The 12,045-nt window shown below is 61.7% G+C and carries 11 protein-coding genes and 1 pseudogene; 8 read left to right on the top strand and 4 right to left on the bottom strand.

Annotated elements, in window-relative coordinates; translation table 11 throughout:
• The first annotated feature begins 105 nt into the window (after nt 1-105).
• Entirely contained in the window at nt 106-270 is a 165-nt protein-coding gene (locus tag EGH23_RS26365; protein WP_236044856.1) for a hypothetical protein, read from the top strand.
• 107 nt (nt 271-377) lie between these two features.
• Here EGH23_RS26365 and EGH23_RS27200 read toward each other — a convergent pair.
• Nucleotides 378-497: pseudogene (locus EGH23_RS27200) on the bottom strand (PhoD-like phosphatase N-terminal domain-containing protein); the annotation flags it as partial.
• Nucleotides 498-819: 322 nt separating this feature from the next.
• Between EGH23_RS27200 and EGH23_RS14685 the strand changes: the two are divergent.
• Both EGH23_RS14685 and EGH23_RS14680 read left to right on the top strand, forming a co-directional pair.
• On the top strand, nt 820-2,181 hold the full coding sequence (locus tag EGH23_RS14685) for a GntP family permease (RefSeq protein WP_220580743.1): 1,362 nt from the start codon (nt 820-822) through the stop codon (nt 2,179-2,181).
• A 646-nt stretch (nt 2,182-2,827) separates the two neighbouring features.
• A complete protein-coding gene (locus tag EGH23_RS14680; RefSeq protein WP_220580742.1) occupies nt 2,828-3,286 on the top strand; it encodes a pyridoxamine 5'-phosphate oxidase family protein in 459 nt (152 codons plus the stop codon).
• A 67-nt stretch (nt 3,287-3,353) separates the two neighbouring features.
• Here EGH23_RS14680 and EGH23_RS14675 read toward each other — a convergent pair whose 3' ends face one another.
• A complete protein-coding gene (locus tag EGH23_RS14675) occupies nt 3,354-3,821 on the bottom strand; it encodes a pyridoxamine 5'-phosphate oxidase family protein (RefSeq protein ID WP_220580741.1) in 468 nt (155 codons plus the stop codon).
• 95 nt (nt 3,822-3,916) lie between these two features.
• Nucleotides 3,917-4,846 (bottom strand): CBS domain-containing protein, encoded by a 930-nt coding sequence (locus tag EGH23_RS14670; RefSeq protein WP_220580740.1) that lies wholly within the window; start codon nt 4,844-4,846, stop codon nt 3,917-3,919.
• Between the two features lie 307 nt (nt 4,847-5,153).
• Between EGH23_RS14670 and EGH23_RS14665 the strand changes: the two genes are divergently transcribed.
• Both EGH23_RS14665 and EGH23_RS14660 read left to right on the top strand, forming a co-directional pair.
• Nucleotides 5,154-6,059 (top strand): universal stress protein, encoded by a 906-nt coding sequence (locus EGH23_RS14665; protein ID WP_220580739.1) that lies wholly within the window; start codon nt 5,154-5,156, stop codon nt 6,057-6,059.
• 41 nt (nt 6,060-6,100) lie between these two features.
• Nucleotides 6,101-7,186, top strand: coding sequence for a sodium:phosphate symporter (locus EGH23_RS14660; protein ID WP_220580738.1), 1,086 nt, complete (start codon nt 6,101-6,103; stop codon nt 7,184-7,186).
• A 193-nt stretch (nt 7,187-7,379) separates the two neighbouring features.
• On the opposite strand, the gene EGH23_RS14655 is transcribed toward EGH23_RS14660, so the two are convergent.
• A complete protein-coding gene (locus tag EGH23_RS14655; RefSeq protein WP_220580737.1) occupies nt 7,380-8,276 on the bottom strand; it encodes a CPBP family intramembrane glutamic endopeptidase in 897 nt (298 codons plus the stop codon).
• Between the two features lie 92 nt (nt 8,277-8,368).
• Between EGH23_RS14655 and EGH23_RS14650 the strand changes: the two genes are divergently transcribed.
• The 3 genes from EGH23_RS14650 to EGH23_RS14640 form a co-directional block, all read left to right on the top strand.
• Complete coding sequence (locus EGH23_RS14650; RefSeq protein ID WP_220580736.1) at nt 8,369-8,797, top strand: universal stress protein; 429 nt, start codon at nt 8,369-8,371, stop codon at nt 8,795-8,797.
• A gap of 125 nt (nt 8,798-8,922) precedes the next feature.
• Nucleotides 8,923-11,103, top strand: a complete 2,181-nt coding sequence (locus EGH23_RS14645) for a heavy metal translocating P-type ATPase (protein WP_220580735.1) — start codon at nt 8,923-8,925, stop codon at nt 11,101-11,103.
• Nucleotides 11,104-11,309: 206 nt separating this feature from the next.
• Nucleotides 11,310-12,045 (top strand): DUF4396 domain-containing protein (locus tag EGH23_RS14640; protein ID WP_236044855.1); only part of this gene is annotated, 736 nt, incomplete at its 3' end.

The following is a 12,045-nucleotide window of genomic DNA, read 5'->3' as shown; positions in this document are numbered from 1 at the left end:
ACCGCGCCCACAGATGACTCCAGAGGGAGATCGCATCTTGCCTTCGGCGAATTCCGTGGTTCTATATTCGCGTGACACTGGCCCGTCTCGATAACTGTCGCGTAGATGATCGGCTATCCGACCGACTGCGGTGGCGTGCTCACCAGCGACGGAACGATGTCCGACCACACCGCCATCTACGTCGCCCTCCAGTCTACGACGGACTTCGAGACACGGGCGACGGGGCTTCGAGCAGATGGCCGACCGGGCTCTGATCCGGGGCGACTCTGAATTGGTAGTAGCGCTCTGTGCTGTGGTCCGGCCCCTCGACGAGCGGCGTATTCAGGACGTGTCTTCGCGGTGTCCCGTCCAACTGTGTTGTCCATCTCCCCGTCGGTCGGGATCGTCCACCGTACCGGTACTCGACGGTCGGGCATCCCACCGTCTTCGGCGAGTGGTTCGGGCGCGAGACGCGTCCAGAGAACGACCGAACCCCGGGAGAGATCGCCGGAAGCCACACCAGGCGTGAACGGATCGGCCTCGAGCGGTCCGCGGCCGTTGTTCGCTCGGGCGGCGGTTACCGTCGTGATCGCGTTTCTAATGAACTCACGTCGGCTGCTTTCGAGTGGGGTGGTCTCTGCTATCACTCACGTCTCATCGGCCAGCCGTCGGTGCAGTAACTTCGCATTTACGACGCTAATCGATATGGAGAGCCGTATACTCAGTCAGAGATAGCCCGCGAGTTTTCGAGCCTGTACCGCACAGGCATCGCGTATTCCTACAGTGCCAAGAGCACTAGATAGTAAGGTCCATGGTCGTTCCTGATTGTGTCCCGAGTGCATGCTTCAAGGATTACCACTGATACTGTTACTCGTCGGGGCAGTAGCGTTTATCATCATCGCCACGGCGAAATTGGATCTACACGCATTTCTTGCGCTCCTCATCGCCGCCTACCTGACCGGACTCGTCGCGGGGCTCGACCCCGCAGAAGCCGCCACATTGGTGACAGACGGGTTTGGCGGCATTCTCGGCTACATCGGGATCGTCATCATCGCCGGGACGATCATCGGCACCTGTCTCGAGCGGTCCGGTGCGGCGATCGTCATCGCGGAGACGATCCTCGACTACGTCGGCGAAGAGCACACGACGGAGGTGATGGCGATCACCGGAAGTTTCGTCTCCATTCCGGTGTTCTGTGACTCCGGATTCGTCATCCTCTCCGGATTGAACCGGTCGCTCGCCGAGCGCTCCGGGCTCTCGTTGTCGACGCTCGGCGTGGCGCTCGCCGGCGGGCTCTACGTCACGCACGTGTTCGTCCCGCCGACGCCCGGCCCGATCGCGGCCGCCGGGATCATCGGCGCGGACATCGGTCTCGTCATGCTCGCGGGAATTATCGTCAGCGCGCCGATCGTCTTCGTCGCTGCGATATGGGCCGACAGAGTCGCGTCGAACTACCACATCGATCCCAACCCGGAGATGACGATCGACGAGATCAAAGACGAATACGGGTCGATGCCATCGCGCGCCGCGTCGTTCGCGCCGCTACTCATTCCGATCGCACTCATCGCGATCGGGTCGATTGCGGCCTACCCCGAAGCGGAGAACCCAGAACTGATCACCGGAACGCTCCAGCGCTGGCTGCTGTTCCTCGGTGATCCGGCGGTCGCGCTGCTCATCGGTACGTTCATCGCCTTCGCGATCGTACCCGATTTCGACAGCAGCGTCACGGACGAGTGGGTCTCCGATGGAATCAAAAAGGCCGCCGTCATCCTCGCGGTGACCGGCGCCGGCGGCGCGTTCGGCGAAGTCCTCGGCGCACTGCCGCTCCAGAGCTTCATCACCAACACGTTGGGCGGCCTCGGCATCGGGCTGTTGGCCGCGTTCATCATCGCCGCGGCGATGAAGTCGGCGCTGGGCTCCTCGACGGTCGCGATCCTGACCACCGCTAGCCTCGTCGCGCCGCTGCTTGGGTCGCTCGGACTGAACACGGAGATCGGCCGCGTGTTCGCCGTCCTCGCGATCGGCGCCGGCAGCATGACCGTCAGTCACGCGAACGACTCCTATTTCTGGATCATCACGGAGTTCACCGACATGGAGACGGCGACGGCCTATCAAGCCTGGACGCTGGCGACCCTAGTGCTCGGCGTCTCGAGCATCATCTGGATCGTCATCCTCCAGAACACTGCGGGACTGGTCTTCTAGACGACCAGCACCCGTCGATCGTCGAGGTTCGTGCCAGTCGCGCTCATCAGACGGCTTAATACGTGCGGGGGAGACTCATACGGAACTACAAGGCTAATACCCACGCCGTTGGGCGTTGCATACAGCCGACATGGCGCGCAACTTCTGTCGGTCGATAGCATACCCCAGATAAGTACATTCAACAACGGTGGGACGAAGACGGCGAGATACCCGACGAAACCGAACTGGAATCGGCGTTGAAAGGTCACGAACCCTACAGTGACCTTCGTTACCCGGTCGAGCCAGCGAGTTCTCGAGCGGCGTTCCAGCGGTAGTTCTTGCCCTCACCGCCGCGACCCTATCACCGATCCCGGACTTGGTAGACGAGTCGGTCGGGACGGTTGTACTGCGCGAAAAAGAAGTGCTGTGCCCGTGCGTCGAGGTTGGCCCGAGGAGACTGAGTCCGGCCAGGACTGCCCGCCAAGAGCTTCGTGTTCATGGCGGACTGCGCGTACCGCGGGGAGACGCAAAAGCGGTCTGACTTCGACCAATCGCTAGAGGGCGGGTCGGGAAACTCCCGCGACGGGTACTGGCGACCCTCTCGCGCATAGCGTCTTCCCAGAGGTGGACGTGTGAGACTTTTAACAATCCGACCCGAAGTATCTGTATGGAAGATGCCCGCTCGGTACAGATGAGTACGGAAGCGCGGAACGAGTTCTTGGGGACGGGTGGAACTGGCGTCATCTCGTTCGATTCGGCGAACGGCGGTCCTCCGTATACCCGGCCAATCTCGTACGGTTACGACGCAGATACGGGGAATTTCTACTTCCGACTGGCTGTCGGTCCCGAGGACGCCGGAAAGAAGGAGCTCATCGGTGAAGACGGGGAGATATCGTTCGTTACCTACGAGGAGACGGGCAGTGGCTGGCGAAGCGTCATCGCAACTGGCAGTCTGGACGAGGTCACGAAATCGGCACTCGATCCCGAAGTCGCCGAGGCGATGCAGCGAATACGAATCCCGTTCGTGGACGTATACGACAGTCATCCCCTCACGCTGGAGTTCCGATTCTTCCGTCTCACACCGAACGAGATCACCGGCCAGCAAGAAGCCGGAACCGGAGAGTGAGCGTCCGAAGAGTGCGGGGCGGGCCTCCCCTCAATTATCCTCGTTACCGGCGAGGACCGGCGCTCGCTTAGCTATAGAAGCCCGGTGGGAGACCCGTGTGTCGGACTCCAGTCCACTCCTCGATCCGGAACTCGTATATCCGTGTCCCGAGGGACTCGCTCGCGGCTTCGAACAGTTCCGGACGCCACGTCGGCGCTGCCGTCTCCTCGACGTGGTCGCGCCTGTCTCCTGGGAGTTCCCGAATCGTTCCCGTGAGCCTGACGCTCTCCCAGTTAAACGCCGTCTCGGCGCTGTACACGAGGAACGACGCCGACTCCGCCCGGCTGGCCAATTCCGCTTTCCGGCTCTCGTTCCCCACGACGAAGTAGAAGTAAAGACGCGACCCGCCATCGTATCCGTAGGACATCGGAACTAAGTAGGGCTCAGTCTCCGTCGGGAGTCCGAGCGTTCCCATGCTCTGACTAGTGAGAAACCCCTCTATCTCCTCGTCGCTCATCTCGCTCATTCCGAAGTCGGTGAGTCCCTCGATAGTCATTCCGTCTCAAGATACGCTGCCAAGTGGCATAATTCCGTGTGTCGTCGCCTGTCTTCGAATACTCATCAGGTAGAGATCGTCTGTTAAGTACCCGGTCAGCTATTAGCGAGGGTCTCGACCGTGACTCGACCGGTCTCCGGCGTCTCGTCGATCAGGACGGCGGCCTGTCCCTCGATCAGACGGTCGCCGTCCTCGTCGAGCACGTCGGTCGTGAGCTGATATTTGTTCCTCCGCAGGTCCGTGACCACTTCGCACACCGCGGTGAGTCGGTCACCGACCTCGGCCGGTTTGAGGAACGAGAGATCCTGTGAGAGGTAGATGGTTACACCGGGGAGACGGGCCAGCGCGGCGCTGATCAACCCGCAAATGAGCGTCCCGTGAACGATTCGCCGGCCGAACCGCGTCTGGCTGGCGTACTCCTCGTCGAGGTGGAGCCGGTTGGTATCGCCGCTGGCGGCCGCGAAACTCTCCACGTCCTGTTCGCTGATCGTCTTCGAGAAGGTGACTCTGTCACCGACGTTGATACGGTCGTCGTCGAGGCCCGTACTCTCGACGTCCCAGTCGGCTTGCTCGTAGGCGGTCTCTTGTTGTCGATGGTAGCGAGCCGTCTGTCGCTCGTGATCTTCGATCTCCCGCCGCTGCAGGATTTGCGGGACGTGACGGACGATGTCGTCAGTGCTGACCAGCCCAACCAGTTCATCGTCCTCGAAGACGACCAACCGGGCGACGTCGTGTTCAGACATCGTTTCGACTGCGTCGCCGAGGGTAGCGCTTGCATCGACCGAAACGACGCCGGTCGACATGAACTCAGACAGCGAGCGCGTCTCCGGGTCCGACACCTCGCTGAGTAATCGCACGAAGTCGTCAGTAGTGACGATACCGATGACCGCATCGTCCTCGACGACGACCAGCGAGCCGATCGCGGCCGCGCAACACCGGCCGGCGGCATCGCTGGCAGGTGTCTCGGGCGAAGCCGTCGTGACCGGACTGCTCATCACGTCGTTGACGCGAATCGGGAACGCCATGGTCGTAGGTCGGTTCGACGTGACAAGAGGCTATTTGACGAAAACGTACCAACTGACGAAGGAGATCGGTCGGTCAAACGCGATTTCGCGGACGCGAGTTCCGGGCCAACTGGCGCCGAGTGACGGACGAGCACTACCGACGTTCCGCGAGTAGACTGCTTCGATGAACTGGCTGGTGTGACCGCCGCGATCATGGGCAACGCCAGAGACTGCATTCGGGCGAGACACCGGTCCGTCGTCACGAATTACCGCTGACCGAGAATCGTCGCTTAGGTTTACGACGTTCCGGTTCGATGTCACGAACGGGATGTCCCCTTACGACCGACTTCTGGTCCCAACGGATGGTAGCACCGTTGCGGAGGCAGCGGGCAACACTGCTATAAGATTTGCCCGTCAATTCGATGCCGCTCTTCACGTGATTCACGTTCTCGAATCCGATGAAGTACCGGCCGCCAGTGACGACGACGCGGCCCGAGAGTTCGATGGCCGCAGCGAGGAAGTGACATCGACTATCGCTGAAATGGCGATAGACGCAGGCGTCGACGTGCAGACCGCGTCTCTCGACGAACGCGAGTCCGTCCACGATACTATCCTCGAATACGCCGACGAACACGAGATCGACTGTATCGTCATGGGAACGCACGGACGTACCGGGCTCGACCGCTTCATCTTGGGTAGCGTTGCCGAACTGACGCTGCGCGAGGCGACGATACCTGTACTGACCGTCCACGAAGACACCGTCGTCGAGTCGGCGTTCGACTCGTTTCTGGTCCCGACTGACGGCAGCTCCTGTGCGACCACCGCAGCCGATCACGCGATTGACCTGGCACGGTGGACTGACGGAACGTTGCACGTTATCAACGTGGTCGACATCAGCGCTGTCTGGGGCGGGGCCAACGTAGCGACGATACTGGACGCGCTCGACGAGGCCGGTGAGCAAACCCTAAACGACGTTCGTGCCCGTGCGAAGGCCGCCGACGTGACGGCGATCGAGGGAGCGGTGCTCGACGGGATTCCCTACCGAGCGATCGTCGAGTACGTCGAGGAGAATGACGTGGACTGTATCGTAATGGGGACACACGGTCGAACCGGCTTGGATCGGTATCTCCTCGGGAGCGTTACCGAACGGGTTATTCGGCTCACGGACGTGCCTGTCCTCACAGTCCGAGAGCGAGCGACCGACACTGAGGGAGGTCCCCAAGATGGATACTAACCCTTGTGCGCCTACCACGGGGCTGTAGAGACAGAGTACCTGTGGGCCCGACTCTCGACGAGATACTGACACGGGGGCGTGCGTCCGGCGCGCTAGTCGTCGGCGCTCTCGTCTCCCTGTTACTGTTCCTGTTCGCGGTTCAGCTGCTGGGTGCGTCCACAGCGGCTGCGGCTGCTCCGCTCGAACGGTTCTTCAGGCGATACGTCACCGGGAGCGGGCAAGCCCTGGGCGCAAGCTGGCTCGCCACGTACGTACTCACTAACGGGTCAGTGGTGGCGGCCCTGTCCATCTCGCTGTTCAAAACTGGGATTCTCACGGCCTCACAGCTGTTCCTGATGCTCGCCGGCTCGCGCCTCGGGGGTGCCGCCATCGTCCTCCTGATCGGGATGCTCGACTACTTCCAGAAGCGGCGCTATTCGTTCAGTGAGTCCACCAGACTGGGGATACTGACCTTCCTCTTGTCACACTCGGTCTATCTACCGGCGACTGTGCTCGGGTATCTCCTATTACCGGTACTTCGGGCGGAGTTTGAGAGTGTCAGTAGCCGGATCGAACTCTCGGTTCATCCGCTAGCGGTTTTCGATCCCGTGACGGGGGCCGTTGTCGATACCGCCGGTGTGGGCACGGGACTCGTGATAGCCGTTCTCGTGCTGTTTGGAAGCCTCACTCTCTTCGACTGGGTGCTCAAGCGAATCAACACCGAATGGCTCCGCGAGCGGTTCTTTCGCCGATTTCGGCACAAGTGGACTTCGTTCGGACTCGGCGTCCTCATTACCGGCGTGACGACCAGCGTTGCGTTCTCGTTGGGGGTGGTCGTTCCCCTTTACAACCGCAACTACATCAGACGGCAGGAGATCGTTCCCTACGTCTTAGGGGCGAACATCGGTACCTTCTTCGATACGGTCGTCATCGCCGTACTGCTGGAATCCCCACGAGGAGTGGCTATCGTGTTATCGCTCGTGGCCGTCGGGACGATTATCACAGTCGGAACGCTGGTGCGGTTCTCGACGTACTTCCGGGCTGTCGAGACTATCCAAATTCGACTCGTTGCCGACCGTCGGTACCTGACTGGGTTCCTCATCTCATTGGGTATTCTCCCGATATTTCTGGTTCTACTCCCACTCTAGTTCTGTAGTCGAGACAGTCTGTTCTATCAGGAGCGGATTCCTAATACGGCGGCGTCCCCTCTGCAGACATCCGCTTCCGTGCTAATGCGTGCCTCTGGCATGCATCTCTGAGTATGACTCCCGTCGCTGAAGCCAAGGCCGCCCGGCATGGCGCTCCGTGCGCTCAACGCCGATGTCCGGTGTGGGAGCGCTCTCATGCGGTCGTTTCCGAGTCGGGTTCTGCCGGCAGACCAGCGTCTTGAGGCGTTGGAGGCTCGCGATTTGCGAGGCGGTCCCCGCCGTACACGACTACCAAGAGAATGGCGATCGCCACGAGGGGAAGGACGCCCGTAACTTCGGCGAGTAGATTCAGCCAGGGGTCGGGGACACCGTTCGGTATGAGCGCCTCCTGATCGGCGGGGTGGAAGATGCCCATCGCATTGACGCCGGCGTGGAACACCGCAACGGCGAGGACGCTCCCACCGGTGCCGTTGTACATCCACGTCCAGAGGATGGACCCAGCAAGGATGGAGACCATCCAGAGGAGTTGCTGCGAGAGCGGCCAACTGCCGTGAGTGGTCGTAGCATTCAGGAACAGAGGAAGGTGCCAGACGGCCCACGTGACCCCTACGATAGCACTCGAGACTAGCGCGCTGTAAGAGTCCTGAAGGATGGGCAGCATGAAGCCACGCCAACCGAGGTCCTCTTGGCCGCCACCCCATACGGTCCCCCACGCCATCGCGAACAGGTAGATGAACGGTGACTCGAACTCGGTCAGGTCGACCGGACCACCGGCGGCCACGAACAGCAGGACGCCGAGCGAGAGGACGGCGAACGGAAGGCCGAGTGCCAGCGCCCACCATTTCGCGCCGATCCGCCACTCGAACATCTGGCCGACCCAGGTGCGGAGACTACCACCAGAGGCCCAAATAACGACTGCCGCGCCGATCGGCGGGCCGAACCCGCCGAATCCAATCAGAATCGAGTGCGTCCAAGACGCTCCCATACCTGAATACACGAGCGCCCCTTGAATTGTCCACGTGAAGGCGTACGCGATTGTGACAAAGGTCAGGAGGCGGTGTCGATCGATCCACGTACGGATGCTAGGCATACCCGGTTGTGACAGACATCGTAGTTAACAGTACTCCCGGCCGCCCAGCTTCCGGCACCACACTCTTCTCAACTCGTCTCGAATCTACTCGTATGCCCGACAACGTCCTCGTCGCCTTCGATGGCTCCCCGCTTTCAGAGCGCGCGCTCACGTACGCTATCGAGACCTTCCCGAACGCCCCTATTACTGCGATCTACGTCATCGATCCAATCGACGCGGTTATCGACGCGGAGACCGGCGGCTTACCAGTCGCCGAAGACTGGCACGAGAATGCGAAAGAACAAGCAACCAGAATCCACACGACGGCCGCGGACCTCGCGACAGAACGCGACACTGAACTCGAGACCGTCACGGAAGTTGGGAGACCGGCACGCTCGGTTCTCGAATACGCGGCGGACCACGATATCGACCAGATCGTCATGGGAAGTCACGGCCGCTCAGGGATCGACCGGGCGCTCCTCGGGAGCGTCGCCGAGACAGTCACTCGCCGAGCACAGATCCCAGTGGCGATCATCAGCTGACTTGTTCGGTCGAGAACAACAGGAGAGCATCCCAAAGGGTCGAGAACCCACTCGAATTCGGGCAGATGAGGACATGGTGAGAAATCTATAATGCAAAAGCAGGACATATCGTACGGAGAAGTCGCGTGACCGTTACTGAACCACCCCCGCTATCGACGTGTACGGTCCAGATCGAACGGCGAGGCGGTCGCGGCGAAGCAGGGGCACGAGCACTCGAACGCCACCTCCAAGATACACCCGGCGTCCGCGATGTCGACGTCTCATTCCGAACGGGAAGCGTTCGGGTCACCTACGACGAGAGTGTCACCACGGAGAAACAGCTTCGAGAAACGGTCCGCGACCGCGACGTCTCGATTCGAGACGAACCGGATATGGGAACTGACGAGGTGGCCTCTCGCTCGGAGCTCAGACGCGAGACAGCGTTCGTCGGTCTGACGCTGGTCGGTATGGTGACCGGCTTAGCGACGGGGTGGCTCGACGGCCCGCCACTCCTTCTGTGGGCCGGCTACGGCGTCGCGTACGTCTTCGGCGGCTGGTACGGGCTCGAGGGAGCCGTCCAGACGCTCCGTCACCGGGCCGTGGATATCGACCTGCTGATGATCGTCGCCGCGGTCGGTGCCCTCTCGATCGGAGCACCGTTCGAGGGCGCGATGCTGCTGTTCCTGTTCTCGCTGTCGAACACGCTCCAGCACTACGCTATCGGTCGCTCGCGCCGGGCGATCAAGTCGCTCGTCGAGATGCGGCCGGACGAAGCGCAGGTCCTGCGCGACGGCGAGGAAGTCACCGTCCCCATAGACGACGTCGCCGTCGGCGACGTGTTCGTCGTGCGTCCCGGCGACAGAATCCCGCTCGACGGCGTGGTCACGTCCGGCGAGGGGACGGTCGATCAGGCGTCGCTCACCGGCGAATCAGTTCCCGTGCCGAAGGAACCCGGCGACGAGGTGTTCGGCGGGACGATCAACGAGAGCGGGAGTCTCGAAATCGAGGTCACTCGGCAGGCTCACGAATCGGCGATCAGTCGTCTCATCCACATGGTCGAACGCGCACAGAGCGAGAAAGCGCCGACACAGCGGCTCATCGACCGCCTCGAACAGCCGTACGTCCTCGCCGTGTTCGGGCTCACAATCGCAGCCATCGCAGTTCCGCTCGCGCTCGGCAACGAGTTCACGAGCACGTTCTACCGAGCGATGACGCTCATGGTCGCCGCCTCACCGTGTGCAGTCATCATCTCGACGCCCGCGGCGGTCCTCTCAGCGATCGCCTCCGGCGGCAAACAGGGCGTCCTGTTCAAGGGCGGCGAGCACGTCGAGACGGCGGCGAATATCGATGCGGTCGCTTTCGACAAGACGGGGACGCTCACGCAGGGCGACACGCGGTTGACCGACGTGTTCGTCCGTGACGGCGCGGCAGACGAGACGCTGACTGACGACCGACTGCTCTCACTCGCGGCCGCGGTGCAGGCCCGATCGGAGCATCACCTCGCTCGTGCGACCGTGACGGCGGCGAGAGACCGGTCACTCGACGCTCTCGATGCACGGCGGTTCCAGTCGGTCGCCGGAAAAGGTGTCCGAGCCGATGTCGAAGACGAGACCGTCCATATTGGGAATCAGAGCTACTTCGACACCGTTCTGGAAGGCCGAGCGATCGACGGGCTCGAACCGGGTCTGGCACGACTCCAAGAGTTAGAGGCAGAGGGAAAGACGGCTGTTCTCGTCGCACGGGAGAGCAACGGCGAAGTCACCGTATCGGGATGGCTCGCCTTCACCGATACGGTTCGTCCTGACGCCGCCGAGATGATCGCCGACCTCCGCTCGCTCGGCGTGGAGCACATCGTTATGCTGACGGGCGACAACGAGCGCGTCGCCCAGCGCATCGCCGACGAGGTCGGCATCGACGAAGTCCAGGCGGAACTGCTGCCAGAGGAGAAAGTAGCGACTATCGAAGCGCTAGTGGAGCGACACGAGAACGTGGCGATGGTCGGTGACGGCGTCAACGACGCGCCGGCGCTCGCCACGGCAACCCTCGGCGTCGCGATGGGGGGTGCGGGAACCGACGTCGCGCTCGATACCGCCGACGTGGTACTGATGGGCGACGAGCTCAGCAAGATTCCCTATGTCCTCGGCCTCGGACGCAGAACGCGTCGGACGCTCAGGATCAATCTCGCCATCGCTTTCGGCGCGATCGGGCTCATGGTCGGCACGATTCTGTTGCGGGGCATCCCGCTCCCGCTCGCAGTAGTCGGTCACGAAGGCTCGACAGTGCTCGTCTCACTGAACGGCCTCCGGCTACTCGGGTATCGTGGGTGAGCTGGCCACCGAGTGACTCAATCCTCGGAAGTCGTGAGAGCGGGAAATCGCTACTAAACATCGATATCATCGAGCCCGCGGAACCTACGCAGTAGCCACGCCCCATCTCACAGCCGTGTCACCTCCGAACGTCTCAGGCGAACCAACCCACTCGCTGTTCATTCAAGCTAGCAATCAAAGAGTCGGGAGGCGTATAGAGACCTTCTATGTTGGAACAACCAATACTGGCACTGGCGAGTTCGCCCGTTCCGGAGTGGGCGCTCCAATGGGCACATCAGATCGAACGGATGCTCGCGCCCGCTCGAGACGTCATCAAGCCGATCCTGTCGAGCGGGTGGACGCTGGGTATCTGGCTTACAGTCAATATCGTTTCACTGGGCGTGCTATGGTGGGACTTCGAGAAGTACAACCAGAACATCCCGTCGCTCATGAAGTTCGTCTGGTCGCTCGTCATCGCCTACTCAGGGCTGTTCGGCCTCGGCGTGTACTGGTTGACGGGCCGAACACAACTTGATAGTGACTCACTGTGGAAGCAGGGCTTCCGCTCGACATCGCACTGTTACTCAGGATGTGGCGTAGGCGAGGTGATCGGTATCACTGCCGCGACTATCATCCTCAGTGTCTCGACGCTCTGGTTGGTCGCGCTGACATTCACGCTCGCGTTCGTTGGCGGATTCGCGCTGACCGTCGGCCCGCTAATGCAGGAGGGTGTCGGCTTCAAGGAAGCGATGTGGGACGCCATCTGGAGCGAGACGCCCAGCATCACCATCATGGAAATCGTCGCCATCGGCACCGACCTGCTGCTGGCCGGTGAAGCGGGCTGGACGACGCCGCTGTTCTGGACGGCCCTGCTGTTCTCGCTGACCATCGGGTTCTTCGCCGCCTACCCCGTCAACGTCGCGCTCATCGCTGCCGGCGTGAAAGAGGGAATGGGCAACCCGG

It is taken from the genome of Haloarcula nitratireducens (assembly GCF_019599505.1).
The sequence above is the reverse complement of the archived record's forward strand: the minus strand, read 5'-3'. Positions and strand labels throughout refer to the sequence as shown.